The sequence below is a fragment of the Dyadobacter sp. genome (assembly GCF_039919315.1).
Classification (GTDB): domain Bacteria; phylum Bacteroidota; class Bacteroidia; order Cytophagales; family Spirosomataceae; genus Dyadobacter.
Map to the genome: position 1 here is coordinate 111,961 of NZ_JBDSFX010000018.1, position 18,930 is coordinate 130,890.

The following is an 18,930-nucleotide window of genomic DNA, read 5'->3' on the forward strand; positions in this document are numbered from 1 at the left end:
ACCACTCACTCCATAGAAGCGTCCAATTGTCCAAGCACTACTCGGGTTGGTATCGACCGATTTCTTTTAAAAAAGCGGAAAACTCACTAGTCATCCGCGTTCCTTCTGCAACTTCTGTCCAGTCCCTGTACACCACTTTTCCAGTCTTTGTATTTAGCCACCGACGGCGCTTGATGTGAAGAAAGACCTTATGGCCACGGATCGGAAAGTCTTGTACCGTAATGGTAGGAAAGAAGCCTTTGGAGAGTAAATTTTTCCTGTCTGGATCGTTATCAGCAGCGTTCTTTTCTTCAATGCGAACGTGAAAGGTATCTCCGTCTTTGTCTACGGAAGTAAGATTGAAATTTTCTAAAATGAATTCGGGTAATAAAAACTGAACAATAGGCAAGAAACTCTCCAAAACAAACCGGTTTGATTAAAACACAAACCTAGATAAATCCTATGCACTCCACAAGTTTTTGATTTGATCCTTGAGGGATTCGAACCGCGCGGCGGACCGTCCCCGACCCTATGCTTGTAGGGCAGATGCGTCATATCAAGGTTTAAAACAAAAAAAGCACCGATTGCTCAGTGCTTTTTCTTTCGTGGGAGTTGAGGGATTCGAACCCCCGACCCTCTGCTTGTAAGGCAGATGCTCTGAACCAACTGAGCTAAACTCCCTTTTCCCCGTCGTTTGGGAGTGCAAATATGTAGGACTAAATTTACGTCTGCAAATATTTTTAGAAAAAAATTGCAAAAAATTTACAATTCCCTGATAATCAGTATTTACTTATTCGAAATTTAGATAAAGCGTTACCGTATGTGTCGACATTCGGCTGATCCCCGTTCCCAAAGAATTTTTAGTTGGCTGAAATACGTTCGCTATACCATGAGAAAAGCGTAATTCAGGTGCAAATTTGAAGTACTCGAAGAACTGCTCGTAACCAACACCGTAGTCAATGGACAAGTCATTGGACTTGGTATCCAGCCTTCCTGCACCGTTACCACGGCTGCGCTTGACATTGGTTTCAATCCCCAAAGTCATCCCCGCAACCATGTACATTCTGGAATTGACGCGTCTTAATGATTTGTATTTTAACAGGATCGGCACTTCAATCCACGTCGACTCGCGCCTCTCCGTTTTTTCTGTGCCGCTCGGATAGCTGAACTTGACATTCCGGTTGTACAACGAAACAGAAGGTGTCGTACGAATGTCAAAATGCTCGGTCAGGAATGCATTCACAACAAATCCAAACCGGAATGCAGCATTCGTCGGCGATTGGATGACAAATGCAGAATCTTTGGGGATAAACTCGTTACTATGCTTGATATTGAACCTTGTAAACGGAACGGCAAACAGGATCCCATAGTGAATGGGCTTGTCGTCATAATATTCGAGATGCCGCCGCCTGTATCCAACGCCTTGCGACTTCACTTCCTGAACCGTCATGAACAGCGCAAGAATGCCAAATATTATTTTTGACCGATGTAAATAGAACAAATCCCGAAGGTAAGTGGTATGCATTTGGTATTTATGAAACCTGCTTTTTTAAAAATTTCCAGGAAAGCCTCTCCGTCCGGAAATGCCTGAACCGACTCTGGCAGATAAGTATAAGCTGCACTATCCTTTGAGACGGTGTTTCCTATTAATGGTAATATGTATTTGAAATAAAAATTATAAAACTGCTTAAACGGAAAGCTGCGGGGCTTGGAAAACTCTACTACCACACAATTTCCGCCCGGCTTCATCACGCGGTTCATCTCAGTCAGGCCGACCAGCAAATTCTGAAAATTACGTACTCCAAACGAAACGATGATCGCATCAAAATAATTGTTTGCAAAAGACAAACTTTCAGAGTCACCGCTTTGCAGGGTGATAATATCCTGCTTGCCCAGTTTGGCAATCTTTTGACGTCCTACGGCCAACATTCCCTCTGAAATGTCAACCCCTATGATTTTTTCGGGTTTAAGTGTCAGCGCTTCAATGGCGAAATCACCGGTACCTGTGGCAATGTCGAGAATGACCTTCGGTTGCTGCTGTTTCAATAATTTGATGGCGCGTTTTCTCCAATAGATATCAACGCCACCGCTCAAAAGGTGGTTGAGCAGATCGTATTTTGGAGAAATATTGTCAAACATTTCCGCTACCTGCTCTCTTTTGCTTCCTTCCTTATCCTTGTAGGGTACTACATTCATTTTTCCTTTTTCTAAATGCTTCTATAAACAAAACTAACAGATATTTACGGTTATCTCATGGAGCGTCCAAATCTAATTGGCTGCGTACGATGACCAAAACCAGAAACTTGCGTCTAAATAGTTATTACCACAACATTTAGAACTAACCCGCGGTTTCACATGCGTAAACTTTTACTTTCAGCTGCATTCAGCCTCATAATCGGAGTATCATTTGGTCAGTCGTCTTTTCGGTACAAACCTTTTTCCAATGGTATCAGCAGGAAAAAAAGTTACAACCGAAAGCAGCCCCTTCCTTTTTCAGTGGATATCCGGGGCGGCCTCACTCAGTTTTTTGGAGAATTGAATGACCAGGATATGCAGGGAATGGCCGGTATCAGTCTGGGCCGGTCGGTCAACAAGCAAGTTGCCGTGCATTTCGACTACACTGCCGGAAAGCTGGGTGGTGAGCAGCTGGCGTTTTTCAATTCCTATTTTATCAATGAATACAATACCTTGGAATTAACAGCCAAATGGGACCTTACCGAACAATTCAGCCAACTGGAACCAGGACCAGCGCATGTCTGGATTTACGGCGGACTGGGATTGATCTATTTTAGCAGCAATGCCTTTGACATTGATAATAATAAACTGATCAGGTTCACTAACAGCACATTGAGCGCAAGAAATCCATTGTTTTTACGCTGGGGGCCGCCGCATGGACCAACCGGAATTAAAAAGACGCGCGAAGGAATTCTCCCGCTGGGCACTTCTCTGGACTATGAACTGTTCCGTAAATGGAAAGTGGGTATCGACTATCGTTTTTATTTCGTCCGGACGGATAAAATGGATGCTACTTCGGGACAAAGGCTCATTAATCCCGAAGAAGCAGAATCGTATAGCGATACTCCCAATGACAAATTCAGTTTCCTGACTGTTTCCCTCACCTATCGTTTCAAAGGTTTAGGGAAATAACTTTGGGAATATTTTCTTTACAAAATGGAATTGAACGCTGTTAAATACAAGATCTATCCCACATTGCTCAATAGCTACGATCGCTTTGAAAAAGGCTACATTGATGACAATGAGCTCATTAACAGAATAAATAGGGTCCCTGTACCGCAGACTGAGGCGCAGCTTAGAGGCTCGTCTTTTGAAGAAGCGGTCATTAAAGGAACGGATGAAGAACGTTTTGACGCGGATATCCTGGCGCAGGTACGAGCGCTGCTGCCTCGTCCGATGATGAAAACGCAGGTATACTGCGAATATCAGCTGGGAAATGTGCTGCTTTACGGCTACGTGGATGTGCTGGGCAGAATGCTGGCAGTGGATATCAAAACCACCAAAAAGTACGAGCCGGGCTGTTATGCCAAAAGTCACCAGAACTTTTATCTGCCTGCATTACGGTCCAAAGGCATTAAAAGCCTCCGCTACATTATCACTGATTTTACGGAAGTGTACCACGAAGAATACGATCACACCCTCGACTTTTCACATCAGGAAATGCAGATCAACGCATTCTGCGTTTTTCTCGAAGAACACCGCACATTGATTACAGACAGGCGGATTTTTGGCAACTGAGGTTATAAAGAGCTCAGCGTAGTTTTTACTTTATTAATTATTTTTCCCAAAAACCGGTTAGCCTTAATCTGCTTTTGTTCCATGCTCACGGATAGCGGAATATCTCCCGTAATGCTGCTGTTTTTTAACAGATACTCCTGCGCCTGCCTTTCTGTTTCCCTGTAAAGATCAAAATCCGAATCGGCTACGTGGCCGCTTCCATTGATGGAAAAAGGCGCGTGAACCATTTTCGGTTCGAAAGGGAAGTTCACAAATTTGTATCCCCGGTTGTACATTTCATAAAACCAGATCGTCCCCCAGTCGGTACCGTGCCAGTTGCCACCCAGCGGCAGGATATCTCCTTTTGGAAACACATTCTGCTGGTAAGCCGCAACATTGATCAGGCACGCATACTCATTGAGCCTGCATTCGGGAAGCGGATGAATGTAACCGCTTTCGATCAGTTCCAGGTGGATTTTCTCACGTGGCGGGCTGTATTGAACCGTCAATTCTTTGAGCTCTGTGGCGTTCGGCACGTAGCTTTCAAATCTGGCGCCATCGCAAAGTTTAGCAGACATGGCCGGGCAATTCCAGCATTGCCCTATCAGCCCTACGCCTGCTACTTTATCCTGCGATGCAGCAGGAAGCATTTCTCCGATCAGATCGCTGTGGTATAAGCAATCGTTATGCGTTAGGAACAGGAATTCACTGGTAGAATTTTCAAAAGCATACTGGTATTTGAGACCGTACCTTTTTTCGGGGTCGTCGAGCCAGCTTACCGGTGGTGAGCCTGCATAGTAAAAATGTTTGGGGTAAACATATTCTACCCGAAGGTCTTTCAAAACATATTTAAGGAGCGGTACGCTGCCATACTCGTCGTAGGGCTGGACTTTTTCTACGATTACGAAAATCTTATCAATGTGCCTGGAAGAATGCTCCCATAAGCTTAGCAAAGTAACGGCTGTTTGATAAGGCTTTCCATAGTAGTTGATACAAACATCTACTTTTTGCATGCAGTAATATTCTTTGGAACGTGGCGTATGAGTACACAAAAGTAAGTCCTATAATGTTATTTCCACGATTTTTACCAGGGCTTATTTTTCAAAGTCAATTTTTGTAGCCGGTATTTGACATATTGAAACGCTAACAAAAAATGCCATTGAGAAGCAGTTTCTCCCAAAAACCACTCTCAATGACATTCTTAAAAAAAGACGTAAAATAGTCGGCTTTGTAAGCCGCTGCAATTAGTATGGCATGTTATAAAAATTGTATCCCATGGCAAGTCCACCGACATTATTGTACTTGAAGCGGCTCGATTCCGTTTGACCCGTTACGGCATTGATTTTGTAAAATCTCGTCTCGCCGTCTACCTTCAATATGCCGTACGCAAACTCGGAATACCCGCCAAAATCGAAACCATTCACCTTGTCTATTTTCCCCGAAATGTTCAGTGTTCCCTCCTTCTTCAAATTGTTACTTGCACTCGGTTGTCGCAGGATCACATTCGTTTCCCGGTCGATTCCGAACAAAAATGTGTAGTCGTAAGGCTTTTCAAGACCTGGCTGGCTATTTGCATAAGCCATCGCATCAAGACCCTTCACTTTTCCTGCCGGGTAATAGAGCGGATTCAGCTCGGTAACCCTTCCCGTCTCCACGTCTGCGCTGAAGAAAAGCCCATCGCTTGTCATGACTCTCATTTCATTTGAAAAAGGCTCAAAACTGACACCGAACCCAGGATCCGCACTGAGATTAATCGTAAGATCCAGCTTACATGACATTTTAGCCTCGCCAGTCCCCGGATTGATCTGATAGATTTTGCTGTCACTGGCCAATGCGTACAACTTCGTCAATGGGCTGACATTAAAATCAATACCCAGCAGCTTTACGCCGTTAGGAAGGCCTTTGATCCGGGTTTCACGAATATCGCCGTCTTCATCGATCGATCCCACTGGATTAAATGTCAGCAAAGTATTTCCGTCATTGATCGCATAGGCTACATTGGCCGGAATCACAACCCCGATAATTTTCCTTTTAGGCAAATCTCCTATCTTCTGCAATTTGCCCGTTTTCAGATTGACGTAGTCCAACTCCCATTTACCTTCATATCGAATAGATGCGATACCAAACTGGTCCCCGAAGCTTGTCGTAGTCGAAATGTCAAACCCACCCACTTCCTCAACGTCTATACCAAAATTGCCTACCGTAGTGATACTACCAGCATCAGGATCTTCATATCTCACAAGCTTATCAGCATGAGCATCCATTCCAAAAAGCGAAGTGCTTGTTGCACCCGGATAGTTGTTACTATATGCAACTGCTCCTACATCAGGTGTCGAAACACCTCTTCCCTCGATTTGACCGTCTTCCAACCTTGCCAGCACATTTGCGCCTTTGCCGGTAACTATCCGCATCCGATCCTTAACCGGATCAATGTCAAAACCGACAGTCGTTTTACTCAGATCTACGTCAAGTCCCAATTTGTAAAAAATAAAAACCGGTCTTCGCACACGGTAGCCAGTCGTATTAACCACATAGACAATATCGTTATCGCTGATGGCGAATATTTCTCCCGTTGTTGGCCGGGCATCAATCGCAACGATTTTTTCACCCGGGTCTCTCGTCTCCAGTTTGATAGAATCCATCATGATCCAAGGCTTTCTCGTATCAATCCGGTACACTGTATTATTGTCATTTAAAGCATAGACCATGAAACCGGGCAATTCATAATCACTGGGATTGACCGATTGGCGATGATCTTCGCAAGCCTGAATCAGCAGTCCAAGGAGCAGCACTAGGGTTGGTATACGTAATGGTACTATTTTAGAAATTTTCATGGTTGAGATGGTTTTTAGTTTGAGATGTTTAGGTTGGTTAGTTGCCCTGCGTGTTATACAAGTAGTTGCCAAGTGCCAAACCGATCACATCATAAGGCAGTGTCGAAATTCTCCGCCTCACCAATGCATTAGTCAGATTGATTTCATACAATCCCGTGCTGCCATCTACTTTGAACAATCCATAGCCTCGGTCGTATTTGCCACCAATGTCAAAACCGTTGAATTTGTCAAACTGGATATTCAAATCACCGACTTTGCTAAGTTCCTGCGAGCCGTATGCCTTTTTGTAGAGCGTCTTATTTTCACTGCTGATGACAAAAAAATGAGTATCTCCGGGATTTTTGACTCCTACCTGACTGTTGTCAAAAGCTCCTGCATCGAGACCTACGGGATCTCCGTTGAATGTCAGAGCTCTAAAATCGGATACTATGCCTCCATTCAGATCTACATTGAACCCATGTTTGGTACTGTTGACAACCCTCAAATTGTTATTATACGGATCAAAATCAATTCCAAAGGCTGGATCGTTTGTAAGATCAAACGGCATTGACAATGTGGTGTAATATTTGCCTTGTCCTGTCGTATGATTGATCTCATAAATTTTGCTATTACTGCCCAGTGCGTAAATTCGGGGCCTTACTGAAACTGAAAAGTCGATACCTAGCAATTTTACATCCTGAGGAATACCGGTAACAGGCTTTGAAATAATCAGATGCTGAGGGTCCTTTTCGAGCTGGTCCTCCGGATTAAATACCAAGAGATTATGATTTTTATCCAAAGCATAAGCCACTGGTGACGGGATAGCAATACTCAGGAATTTGTTCCCGCCAGGCATACTGCCGACCTTGGTTAGCTTTCCGGTATGCAGGTTTACATGGTGCAACTCCCAATTATCCCCTATTAACACGGAAGCGATGGCATATGCTTGCTTTCCGCTGGTTCTCGGAGAAATATCAAAGCCGGCTATCACTTTAATGTCTACACCAAGGCCACCTACAACCCGAATTTGTCTTGATGCCCGGTCTTCATATCGAATCAGGCGATCATTGACCGGGTCGATTGCATATTGCGTGGTACCGGTTGCACCAGCATAGTTATTATCAAAGGCAATAGCTCCCAGGTTGGGATCTTTTACGCCCAGTGGCTCACCGTTGTCAAAATCGATATCCAATAATTCAGGGTCTGACCGGTAATTCTGATCATCCATCAATGTCCGATACTTATCCAGGACAGGATCAAAATCGATGTCCTTAAAGTTAATTGGTCTTTTTGGACGAGTCCCAAACGGATTAATCGCGGTGGTACGGACGATGCGATTGACATTTACGTTCACCATGTATCCCTCGCCAAAGCTGCTAATCGCATATAAATGCCCGGTAGCAGGCCTGAAATCGATAGCGACTATTTTTTCATCAGGATATTGCGTCTCTATTTTGATGACGTCAAGTGCCTGTGTGGTATTGTTGAAATCAATTTCGTACAAGAGATTGCCTTCCGCCAACGCATAAAATTTGCCAGCGGGTGTGCCAGGTAGTTGAACGGGATCATCTTCATCACCCTCGTCAGGTGTAACATGATCCGTGCAGGCCTGAGTAAAAAAGCCAAGCAGCAAAACCATAACAGGTATTCGCAATGGTACAAGGCAGAGAAACTTCAATGCCAATTGAAATGTGCTAAAAATTTTCATGGACTATTGTTTTGTGTGAATTTCTGCTCGGGCAATATGCCGGGAACAGGGTCACAAAAGTATCAGCCATGATGGAGGGAAGGCTATGACAAATGTTGCAAAGTCAGATAGAAACGTTGCAAAAAGTGCTCAAAATCAGGTATCTGCGTATTCGCTCGGCGAGACACCGTACTTTCTGCGGAATCTTTTGGCAAAATAAGATTGCTCGCTGAATCCAACCGAATAGCTGATCTGCGTGAGCGAATCTGCTTTGGAACGTATAAGGATAGCAGCACGCTGCAAACGGATGTCGTTGATCAGCTCATTGGGCGAAATGTCCAGCAATGCTTTCACCTTTCGGAATAATTGCGTCCTGCTCAGGCACATTTCCTCGGCGAGTTGCTCCACGCTAAATGAAGCATTACCCATATGCGCGTCTATCGCAGCGCGCAGGCTGGCCACAAACTTGTCGTCAGACGAAGGAACCCGTTCTTTCGTCGCTCCATTCATGATCTCGTTCCGGTATTTGGCCGCCAGTTTTTTCCTGAGCGAAATCAGGTTCGTTACTCGCACCCGTAACTCTTCCGTGGAAAACGGCTTGGCCAAATAATCGTCCGCACCGGTGCGCAGGCCGTCCATACGCGACTCTCTGTCCGACTTGGCAGTGAGGAGCAACACCGGAATGTGGCTCGTCAGCTCGTGATCCCGGATTTGTTGGGTAAGTTCGATCCCGTCCATCCGGGGCATCATTACGTCGGAAATAATCAGGTCTGGCATCATGTCAATGGCAGTTTTCAAACCTTCCTCTCCATCATTCGCGGTGATCACTTTAAACTGGTCATGGAACACATTGGCAATAAAATTCCGGAGCTCCGGATTATCTTCCACGATTAAAATGCAGTCGGGAGCCTCACTATTGGGTTCTATGTCTGTGGTAATATAATGTTCCTCCTTTGTCGTTTTTAGAATAACAGGTTCTGTTTCCAACATCATTTCTTCGGCAAAATGAAGCTTTTCCCTGCTTATCGGTAATGCGATGTTGATGATCGTACCGGCGGCTTGCTCACTTCTAAAATCAAGCTTTCCGCGGTGTAGTTTTACCAACTCACTGACCATCGCCAGCCCAAGTCCTGTTCCCGGCTGGCTATCGTCCACTGTTCTGCGTACCTGATAAAATGGCGAAAACACATGCGGTACGTCTTCCCGGGCGATACCTATGCCTGTATCTGCCAGGGTAATGAGCATTTCAGAGTCGTCAGCATTGGCATGTATTGATAATGTCACATTTCCACCCGCCGGAGTAAACTTGAATGCATTGGAAAGTATGTTACTGATGATCTTTTCCAGTTTGTCCTTATCAAACCAGGCGTCGGGCCGGGCCATTTCAATATTGGCAGTGAATGTGATTTTCTTTGCCTCGGCCAGTGATTCAAAAGATGCCGTCAGTACACGAAGCCATTCCTGCAAATTGCCCTGCTGGATCTGAAGGCTCATCTTGCCCGCTTCCAATTTGGACAGATCCAGCAACTGATTGACAAGGTCAAGCAAGCGATTGGCATTTCTTCTCACCATTTTAAGATCCTTATGGTCATAAATGGAGGGATTGGGTGAATTCAGGATCTCTTCGATCGGGGCCAGAATAAGCGCAAGCGGGGTACGAAACTCGTGGGAGATATTGGCAAAAAAGCGGGATTTGAGCAGATCTGTCTCTTCCAGTTGATCGATCAGTGTCTTTTGCACTTCCAACAATTGCCTCGACTTGCGGTTGCGCGACTGCTGCAGGTAATAGATAATGACGGCCGCTATAAAAAGGAGCACAGAGCCAATGATCCAGAAGTTTTTAGAGGCTATCTGCCATCGCTTTTCTTGTTCCAGCAATTGGATTTTTTGCTCCCGTTTTTCCGATTTGAACTGTTCCTCGAGTTGAACAATCTGCTTGCTTTTTTCTTCGTTCAACAAACTGTTTCTCAGCTCATAATACTCATCAATGTACTGCTTTGCTTTGGGAAAGTTATTTTGTTTCATACTCAGCTCGACCAACTTGAGATACACTTTTTGTGTCCCGTTTTTAATACCGCTTTCCTGGTCGACTTTTAAAGATTGATGCAGATACATTTCCGATTCACGGTACTTGCCCATTTTTGTAAACATTTGGCCCATATTTGCCAATACTGTGGCCTCCACGTACCTGTTGCCGCTTTTTCTTGCGGCGAGTAGTGCTTCCTTAAGATATTTCTCCTGTAAAATCGTATTCTTTAATGAAGTGCCGTAAGTCGCGCCAATATTGGAAAGGATCACCGGCAGATAAAAAGACATAGAATGCTCCCGGGCGAGAGCAAGGCTTTGAAAAAACCGTTTAAGAGCTTCATAAGGCTTATCCTTCCGCATCTCAACGTCACCTAGGCCATTTAAAATCCTGGCCTGTAAGCCAAAGTTTTTAGAAATAATGGCATATTTCAAACCTTTGAGGTAATAATCTTCCGTCTTTTTCAGGTCTTCCAGATCTGTGTAAATGAACGCGAGCGTCCGGTAACTCTCTGCGAGCAGGCCTGGAAATTCATACTTTTCAGCAATAGCCTCAGCACCTAAGGCGTTCCTGACCGCCGCTTCATTCTGCCCCATCATCTGGTAATTCATCGCCAGCCAGATCTTCGCGGCTGCGATACCTTTATGAAACGATAGTTTTTCAGCCAGTTTTAATGCAGCCTCAGCATTAATCTGGGCCTGCTTTTGATCCACGCCAAAATAAAAGCGGCTCAAACGGATGTATATGTCCACCCGGACTGTATCTTCTGCCTGGTGCAGATTCAACTCCTGCTTCAATGTATCAGCCTCGGTTTTTTGACCCAAAGCATCAACACCATTCAAACATCTGAAAAGCGTCAGGGCGACGAGAATACAATACTTTTTTTTGAAAAAAGTAAAAATCAAACTACGCATATCATTGGATCTGATTTCAGTAAAGTATGTTTTCCCGGTCTTGGGAAAACAATGTGAAAAGTTTCTTTTCTCCCAGGATGGTCTGGTTGAAAGAAGTCAAATCAGTGTGTGTAAGTGATGAAAAGAAACAGGGGATTGGATCGAAGTGCGAGGTGCCTGACGCTAATTTTCGAACAAAATAATGCAAGTTACCGCAACAAGCCAAAATCGTAACCAGACTTCGCGTGATGATACACCTGCTACCCAAAACCTATTTAAGTCACTAATGGTTAAAGGCTTAACACTTCCATTTCATACTGCCGCCCTAGCAGGTATGCAACAAATTTACCTGTAAATGCATCATAAGTACGGGTGTAAATCCCGCAAAAACCTGAATTTTGCATTTCGTTCACCGCCCCCCGAACAACTTCCCAAGACAGACGCTTGGATAACCCCATCATTCTGCATCAAGGCAATCAGGTACTTATTCAACTTCCATTTTTATGACACTTTTAAGAAAGGATTATCAGGCGTTCAGGGCCAGTTGTAATCAGTGTCTCACTGACATCGAACTGCCATTCCAGGTGAGTGAGGAGGAGCAAAACGCATTTTTAAGTTCCGTGAAAACGTTAGTGAGCAGCGAGCGATTTTCGTTCGTGGTCGATCTGCTTTCTTTCGAACTCACCAATTGCATCGGCCTCGAACGGTGGCTGGGTTACCCCACCACACGGTTTTCGATGTACGACTACCTCAAAGCGATCCATCCCAATTATGTGGGGCAATTAATGCAAATGGCCATCGCGACGCTAGAAGTCACCGGCCAGAACCCGGGTTTCTTTAAATTCATGGACCAGCGTATTATCGCGTGCCTTCCGATGCGCGAAAAAAATGGCCGCTACTGGTGGGTCAAGCGGGAATCCACATCATTCCAATACGATGCAAAGGGCAGGCTCACAGCTTACGCCAACCTTTTCACGATCGTGAAAGAGTACGACGGCGAATCAATGGCGCCGCGGTACAGCGATCTGGCCGGAAACAACAACAATGAACTGTACAATGTGTTCGTAGAGCGTTACCGTGAGCGGATACGGGAGCATCTGCCATTTACGAAAAGACAATTTGAAATCCTGAAAATTTACGCGCAAGGTACTGGTTGGACCAGCCTGCGTGTAGGGCAAAAGCTATCATTGAGCAAGCAAACGATCGATAAGCATAATCAGAGCATATTGACTGGTGCCAGGACTCAGTTCGCCAGGCTCTTCAATTCCGCTACGGAGGTCGCCTATTTTTTGAGGGAAGAAAAAATTCTGTGACCACACCCCATTGTAGGTATATTATCGGGAACAGAAGCGTCATAAACTTGCAGAACAATTAGCCATGCTTTATGAAAATTCTGTTTCTCTATTTAATGTCGCTCTTCCCTATTTCCGGGGACAATCCTGCTTCTTTCAACCTCAGCAACGGCGTCGAGGCGAAAGGGGAAGTAGGCCGCCAGCTGGAACGGTACCTTACTTATCCCAAAATCCTGAGGGATAAGAACAGGGCCGGAATAGTAGTCATCCGCTTCTATCTCACTGATGGCATTTCCATTGGACGGGTGAAGGTTTTTAGTGAAAACGAAGAACTGAATTCCGACCTGATCAGGCAACTGACCGGTAAAAAACTCCTTCTGAAATACAGCGATCCATTGTACCCCCATACCGTGAAGCTGTGTTTCAAAAGAGGTGAATAGAATTACACTTCATCAACAATCAAAAATCGCTTTTCTCCTTTCACTCCGGTTTAAGCGGATATGCTCTCCGGCCGTTGAGTTTTCCACACGGGGTGGGGGGCGAAAAGCAAAATTCATCACAAACCATTTATCATTAGCCATGAAAACAATGATCTGTTCACTACTAGCACGCATTTTATTTGATCAACCTGATTTTGATTTTTTGGAGTACTCGGGGCTGGATTTTGATGCTGGGGGTAAGTATCGTGTTGAGGAATAGCCTTTTGATAAAAAACGCGATTTTATTTTTGCGGGAGGGATTATGGGGATTTAGGAATATCGGGCAGAGCCTTTCCCTCTAATCCTCCCTGCACTAATCTTGAAAGGAATTGAGCAAATTCAGTAATATCTTGATTAACACTTGCTCTTTCTAATGCTTGCATATAGTTATTACGCTCTCCTAATGGAACTACTGTCCATGGATATCCGCCTGATGCAAGCATAGCATTCATCAAAAACCGGCCAATTCTTCCATTTCCGTCCATATACGGGTGAATGTAGACAAATATGAAATGTCCCAGAACAACCCTGACCGCGGCTTCCTTCTCCTGCCTTAGTAAATCAAAAAAAACAGGCATTGTATCTCGCACAGCGTCCCTGTTGAGAGGGACATGCATGGAACGACGTATATAAACTTGCCCATTACGATATCCGGCAAGGTCACTTGCTTTCAATAAACCGATAGCAACACTTGGTGAAAACAACTCTCTGTACCAAATACGATGGTCACTATCTAAAACATCGCCCGAATTGTTGCCGTCAAGAATTTTGGCAATGCTTTCTTTTACTGCCTGAAATGCCTGCCAGTATCCACGTGCAGCTAATGCATTTTTTTGATCATTATCGGCTTCGTTTCTTTCTGGGTTCCACTCTCCTTTACGCACGCCCTCAATTAATTCCGGAGTTACGCGGTATCCTTCGATGGAAAGTGAGTGATAAGCGTCTGTAACGAACACTTCATCTACATTTTTCAAATAGCTGTCAACATTTTTCGGAATTCCTGGTGGTTTGGGGAAATTCCGGATAACAACCTCGCGCATTTGTTCCCACATAAGCTTAATTCGATTAACGTACGGAGAAACTTCCCTGAATGAAAATACTGATTTAAGTTTTTCATTAAATGGATCATTTTCCCGAACATCGTATCCGGCCGCCTGCATGGTTTCTACAATTTCGTCTGCAATACGGTCATTCGCAATATTCCGGAATGCTCCGGCAAGGCGACCCGCGATGATACTATGCCCTCCGTCAAGCAAAATCGTAAGTAAGTCGGAGGCATCCCGAACCATGGATAAAGCAGTGCGGGCATCCATCGGATTTCTTGTAAAATATACCGGTGACGCGGCTACAAGTGCCGACGACAAAGAATATATCCTTAAACCTTCTGATTCCTGAATTTCATTCTTCGCAGGCAGTGAAAGCCTGATATCAAATATGGATGTATCGTAAGGTAAATTGAGGGTGTTATTGTGAGCATTGGGAGATCTAACCAGAAGCTGCCGGGGTACCATCCAGTTCGCTCCATAAATTGAAAGGGATTGTTCGGGCGACAATATCCAATCCTGGCCAAACTTATTATTTAAATATTCTGAACAAAAATCCCAAAATGAAGTGTACCAGCTAGTGCTATCACCTTTTACCTCATCGGGGCGAGAGGGCATATACCATCCCTTGATAATTTCTTGTATAAAGCCTGTCTTTAGTAATCGTTCCTTATGAGTCCGACTTAAATGCCTTGCCTGTATAATTGATAATTGCTGCTCACTTTGCAGCTTATGGAGTATTTCCAGTGAATCAGCTAATTTTTCTGACGGTGTCGCCATGATGCAATCTCGTTTTTAACGACGTACCAAATCTCGTTTATTTTGCTGTACTAAATCTCGTTTATTTTGTTGTACCAAATCTCGTTTATTTTGTTCAACATTCCAAAAGCTGGCATTGTTTAATGGATTAACAACTGAATTGGTAGATTAAATGCAGCTACATTCAAACGCAATCCCGTCCAGTCCTAATCCCTTCCTCTTCCAAACACTGCCTCAAAAAACCCTTCGCCGAAGTCTCCGAATAATCTTCCACAAAAAACTGCGCCGACCAGGCATCCGCGAACCTTACCACTGTTTCCAGCATGGGCTCTGTACCAGTCAAACTGATCACAAGTGCTGTAATGCGTACGATTTCTTCTCCCCCTTCATTGCGATCGCGGTGAAGACATACTTCGGTTTGTGTTTCGGGGACGGTGATGATTTTAAAATTCATAGTGTGTGTATTTTGATGTTAAAGAATTTAGGCGATAAAATGTATCCAGATAAAGGAAATAAATACACCTCAAAGACATTCATTCAAACTAAAAGATATTATCTAGCAAATATATGATTAACTCAATTTATCTAAAATTATCCTTTAAAGATATTTTTAACTTTTTAGATTAATTAAAAACCTAAAAATCACATAAATACCGAAAAATCATTTAAAACGCTTTTTATAACTTGTCTGTATGAAAACAGATAAGCGTGTATATAATCGCGTCAAAGCATATCTTGCCCTAAAACAGATCAAGAATAAGGTTCTTGCGGAGCATCTGGACGTTAGCCCGCAGACCGTATCCAAGTGGTGTACTAATTACAGTCAACCCTCCATTCCAGAATTGTATGAGATTGCTTTCTTCTTGAATATTGATGTAATAGATCTATTGGAACCGATGTCGTCGTTTACTGCACAAAAGTAAATTGGAATAACAGAATAGCACACAACTGATTCGTTGTATTTTATTGCCGACATGGAAAAGGATGTTCTACTAATACAGCTTGGTCTTAGAATACGAGAATTGCGGAAAATGAAAAATATCACGCAAGAGCAACTTGCGCATGCGATCGGTAAGAACCAGCAATCGATTCAAAGACTGGAAGCGGGCAAAATCAATCCATCCTTCTTTTATCTGCAAGAAATCGCCAAAGGCTTAGGTGTATCAATACATCAAATACTGGAAAATTTCTGACAGAATCGAGACTTCAATAATTTTCTGCCTGCTACTAAAATCAAAAAAACGGGTAAACGTTTATCAACACATGAGTCAAAAATCGAAAAAATGACCCACGTTAATTGGGAGCTGGGATGGAGCTCGTAATAGCACCTGTCATATTCGACCATACTTAATTTACAAATATTTTAGTACAGCTTTTAGCCAAAAATCCGAATTAAAAAAACCGTTAGTTCAGTTTTTAGCCATAGAACTAAACTAATTGATTTTTTAGTTTAGTTTTGGATACATTTTCTGAACTAAGTGACTTGTTAGTTAACTTTTAATCCGATGAAGGATTTCAAGGCTGGCGGATATGTAAGCCAAAGTTATTACAAAAGTTTTCAACCCGAAAACATAAACCGCGACTGGTTAGTAGATGATATGCAGCTACTTAGCCTCCTGAGCAAGGCTGACAGATCTCTTGGACGGCTGGATATGTATTCCGAATATGTCCACATCGACCTATACATTCGAATGCACATCGCGAAGGAAGCCACTCAATCGTCCAAGATCGAAGGTACACGAACCAATCTGGAAGAGGCTTTCCTCGAAAAGGACGAAATTTCAATGGAAAAGCGTGATGATTGGGAAGAAGTACAAAACTATATCAGCGCCATGAATGAGGCTGTCAAACAACTGCATACGCTTCCATTTTCGTCGCGGCTGATACGACAAACGCATAAAACTTTGCTTCAGGGCGTACGAGGCAGGCATAAGCAGCCCGGCGAATATCGCATCAGTCAAAACTGGATCGGCGGTGTTACTATCAACGATGCCGTATTTGTGCCGCCGGTGCATACTTCCATTGCTGACCTGATGTCTGACATTGAAAAATTCGCAAACGATGAGATCAATCCTTTACCCGACCTGCTCAAAATTGGGCTGATCCATTATCAATTTGAAACCATTCACCCGTTTCTGGATGGAAATGGCAGAGTTGGGAGACTGCTTATAACGCTTTACCTTGTAAACAAAGGAATATTGAAGCAGCCGATACTTTACCTATCGGACTATTTTGAGAGAAACAGAACTTTGTATTACGACAATCTAATGCGAGCCCGGACACACAATGATATCAATCAGTGGCTAAAATTTTTTCTGGTTGGGATCATTGAAATTTCAAAAACCGGGGTCAGTACTTTCGACGGAATTTTGCAATTGAAACGAAGTCTGGACATAAAAATCCAATCCTTCGGAAATCGCGCAAGTGATGCCAAGAAAATTGTCGAATATCTTTATGGTCAGCCTGTAATAGACGTGTCCAGGATTGAAAGCATTACCGGGAAATCGAAGGTTACCAATTATAAATTGCTTTCGGATTTCGAGAAGTTGGAGATACTACAAGAGATTTCGGGTGGGCAACGTAATAAGCTTTATATTTTTAAGGACTATCTGGACTTGTTTCGGTAAACCTAAAAAGTCAGTCAGCTTTCCGGCTGACTGACTTTTATAATTGAGATGACGTAAAGTATCCAGGACTTTCAAACTTCTACCTCGACAAAGCCGCATTTACATCAAGTCTTCCGCCTGTTACCGTTTTTCCAGCGAGAGAAGCCGTTGGGACTGCGCTTGATAAAATGGCATTCCTGATCTGCGCCACAGAAGCCCCCGGATGCGTGGATGCATACAGCGCAACAGCGCCGCTCACATGAGGAGTGGCCATGGAAGTTCCGTTGTAAGATGAGTAGGTGTTGAATGCAGTAGTAGAATTAATCGCAACACCCGGCGCACCGATATCAACAGTGGTCGCACCATATTGAGAGAAGCTTGCAAGGGCCCCGTTTTTGTCAATCGCCGCAACGGATATTACATTCGGCAAATTGTAATTTGCAGGATAGCTGGCAGTCACGTCATTATTGGTTCCAGCATTTCCCGCCGCCGCAATAAACATAATACCAGCATTGTTGGCACGACTAATGGCATCATAAAGTGCTTGCGAATAACCTCCGCCGCCCCACGAATTATTACTGGCAACAACGTTGAGGCCACGGTTTTTCAGATTTGTCAGGTAGTCGACTGCCTTAATCGCATTTGCCGTGGTACCGCCCCTTCTGCCCAGGAATTTGGCCGAAATAAGCGTTACATTCCAGTTAACCCCCACGACGCCCTGCGTATTCGATTTACCACCGATGGTACCCGACACGTGCGTGCCGTGGTCGTCCAGCGTTCCTTTGTTTCCGCCATCATAAATGGAAGCATCATTGTTAGCGAAATCCCAGCCGTTTGTATCATCCTTTAACCCGTTACCATCATTATCAACCCCATCCGCCGGATCTGCGGGATTCACCCAGATCTGTCCTGCCAGGTCGGGATGTGTAAGCTGAATTCCTTCATCGATAATACCGATATAAACAGATGCCGAACCGGTTTTGCCAGCGGCCCATGCGGCGGCGGCATTGCTGCCATACTGATTTGAAGGTGACGTGCCAGCACCATACATTCCCCACAACGACCCGTTTGTATAATACGGGTCCACGGGAGTAGCCGTGTGGTAATAAACAAAATTTGGCTCAGCAAAATCGACACCTTCGGATGCTTTGAGGTCTGCAATAGCCTCCGCCACTTTTTTGCCAACCTTGATCAATTGCACGCCCTGCTTTTTGCCAGCGCGTTCCATCGCTTTGGTAAGGATTTTCTCAATAGGCTGACCTTTTACCTTGTCCAGCGCTTTCAATTTGACTGCCTCCGTTGCGCTTTCGGAAAACTGAACAAGCAGCTCGCCCTCTACATACTCACTTTCAGCGCCAACACGCGCATTGTTGTCAGAACCGACAGGTGAAGAAGACGGATTGGAATCAATTCCGGTGTCTTTACAGCCAACCACGATTAGCGACATTGCAATGGCGGCTGCCATTGTACGGGAAGCAAAAGAAACATACATTTTGTTCATAGTGATTTGAAATTTGGGGTGCGATTATTGGGAATGAATATATTAAATAATCGACCTCTTATTGCTAAGCCTGTCGCACAAATTCTATAAAATTTCGAATTTATTCAACTCGTTAAAGCT

The 18,930-nt window shown here is 44.1% G+C and carries 16 protein-coding genes and 1 tRNA gene; 6 read left to right on the forward strand and 11 right to left on the reverse strand.

What is annotated here, in order from left to right; genetic code table 11:
• Window positions 1–37: 37 nt before the first annotated feature.
• The 4 genes from ABIO93_RS05065 to ubiE all read right to left on the reverse strand — a co-directional run bounded on the left by ABIO93_RS05065 (window position 38) and on the right by ubiE (window position 2,175).
• The gene (locus ABIO93_RS05065; protein ID WP_348065099.1) at window positions 38–400 is read right to left on the reverse strand and encodes a transposase; all 363 of its coding nucleotides are present in this window, start codon (window positions 398–400) and stop codon (window positions 38–40) included.
• 185 nt (window positions 401–585) lie between these two features.
• Window positions 586–660: transfer RNA gene (locus ABIO93_RS05070), tRNA-Val, on the reverse strand.
• 109 nt (window positions 661–769) lie between these two features.
• On the reverse strand, window positions 770–1,504 hold the full coding sequence (locus ABIO93_RS05075) for a porin family protein (RefSeq protein ID WP_348065101.1): 735 nt from the start codon (window positions 1,502–1,504) through the stop codon (window positions 770–772).
• Window positions 1,453–2,175, reverse strand: coding sequence for a bifunctional demethylmenaquinone methyltransferase/2-methoxy-6-polyprenyl-1,4-benzoquinol methylase UbiE (gene ubiE, locus ABIO93_RS05080; RefSeq protein WP_348065103.1), 723 nt, complete (start codon window positions 2,173–2,175; stop codon window positions 1,453–1,455). The genes ABIO93_RS05075 and ubiE overlap by 52 nt, the downstream gene beginning before the upstream one ends.
• 159 nt (window positions 2,176–2,334) lie before the next feature.
• On the opposite strand from ubiE, the gene ABIO93_RS05085 reads away from it, so the two are divergent.
• Together ABIO93_RS05085 and ABIO93_RS05090 are read left to right on the forward strand one after the other, a co-directional pair.
• Entirely contained in the window at window positions 2,335–3,126 is a 792-nt protein-coding gene (locus ABIO93_RS05085) for a hypothetical protein (RefSeq protein ID WP_348065105.1), read from the forward strand.
• A 24-nt stretch (window positions 3,127–3,150) separates the two neighbouring features.
• On the forward strand, window positions 3,151–3,732 hold the full coding sequence (locus ABIO93_RS05090; protein WP_348065107.1) for a hypothetical protein: 582 nt from the start codon (window positions 3,151–3,153) through the stop codon (window positions 3,730–3,732).
• Between the two features lie 2 nt (window positions 3,733–3,734).
• On the opposite strand, the gene ABIO93_RS05095 is transcribed toward ABIO93_RS05090, so the two are convergent.
• The 4 genes from ABIO93_RS05095 to ABIO93_RS05110 all read right to left on the reverse strand — a co-directional run bounded on the left by ABIO93_RS05095 (window position 3,735) and on the right by ABIO93_RS05110 (window position 11,151).
• Window positions 3,735–4,724 (reverse strand): hypothetical protein, encoded by a 990-nt coding sequence (locus ABIO93_RS05095; RefSeq protein WP_348065109.1) that lies wholly within the window; start codon window positions 4,722–4,724, stop codon window positions 3,735–3,737.
• A 231-nt stretch (window positions 4,725–4,955) separates the two neighbouring features.
• The gene (locus ABIO93_RS05100; protein WP_348065111.1) at window positions 4,956–6,545 is read right to left on the reverse strand and encodes a DUF4394 domain-containing protein; all 1,590 of its coding nucleotides are present in this window, start codon (window positions 6,543–6,545) and stop codon (window positions 4,956–4,958) included.
• 37 nt (window positions 6,546–6,582) lie between these two features.
• Window positions 6,583–8,232: a DUF4394 domain-containing protein gene (locus tag ABIO93_RS05105; RefSeq protein ID WP_348065113.1), complete on the reverse strand. Its 1,650-nt coding sequence runs from the start codon at window positions 8,230–8,232 to the stop codon at window positions 6,583–6,585.
• A 135-nt stretch (window positions 8,233–8,367) separates the two neighbouring features.
• Window positions 8,368–11,151: a response regulator gene (locus ABIO93_RS05110; protein ID WP_348065115.1), complete on the reverse strand. Its 2,784-nt coding sequence runs from the start codon at window positions 11,149–11,151 to the stop codon at window positions 8,368–8,370.
• A 482-nt stretch (window positions 11,152–11,633) separates the two neighbouring features.
• Here ABIO93_RS05110 and ABIO93_RS05115 point away from each other — a divergent pair, with 482 nt between their 5' ends.
• Window positions 11,634–12,443 (forward strand): hypothetical protein, encoded by an 810-nt coding sequence (locus ABIO93_RS05115; RefSeq protein WP_348065117.1) that lies wholly within the window; start codon window positions 11,634–11,636, stop codon window positions 12,441–12,443.
• 71 nt (window positions 12,444–12,514) lie between these two features.
• Entirely contained in the window at window positions 12,515–12,862 is a 348-nt protein-coding gene (locus ABIO93_RS05120; RefSeq protein WP_348065119.1) for a hypothetical protein, read from the forward strand.
• 299 nt (window positions 12,863–13,161) lie between these two features.
• On the opposite strand, the gene ABIO93_RS05125 is transcribed toward ABIO93_RS05120, so the two are convergent.
• On the reverse strand, window positions 13,162–14,724 hold the full coding sequence (locus ABIO93_RS05125; protein WP_348065121.1) for a Fic family protein: 1,563 nt from the start codon (window positions 14,722–14,724) through the stop codon (window positions 13,162–13,164).
• Between the two features lie 163 nt (window positions 14,725–14,887).
• Window positions 14,888–15,157: a hypothetical protein gene (locus ABIO93_RS05130; protein WP_348065123.1), complete on the reverse strand. Its 270-nt coding sequence runs from the start codon at window positions 15,155–15,157 to the stop codon at window positions 14,888–14,890.
• A 520-nt stretch (window positions 15,158–15,677) separates the two neighbouring features.
• Between ABIO93_RS05130 and ABIO93_RS05135 the strand changes: the two genes are divergently transcribed.
• Both ABIO93_RS05135 and ABIO93_RS05140 read left to right on the forward strand, forming a co-directional pair.
• A complete protein-coding gene (locus ABIO93_RS05135; protein WP_348065125.1) occupies window positions 15,678–15,896 on the forward strand; it encodes a helix-turn-helix transcriptional regulator in 219 nt (72 codons plus the stop codon).
• 312 nt (window positions 15,897–16,208) lie between these two features.
• Window positions 16,209–17,330, forward strand: coding sequence for a Fic family protein (locus ABIO93_RS05140; protein ID WP_348065127.1), 1,122 nt, complete (start codon window positions 16,209–16,211; stop codon window positions 17,328–17,330).
• A gap of 79 nt (window positions 17,331–17,409) precedes the next feature.
• Here ABIO93_RS05140 and ABIO93_RS05145 read toward each other — a convergent pair whose 3' ends face one another.
• Complete coding sequence (locus ABIO93_RS05145) at window positions 17,410–18,810, reverse strand: S8 family peptidase (protein WP_348065129.1); 1,401 nt, start codon at window positions 18,808–18,810, stop codon at window positions 17,410–17,412.
• Window positions 18,811–18,930: the final 120 nt, after the last annotated feature.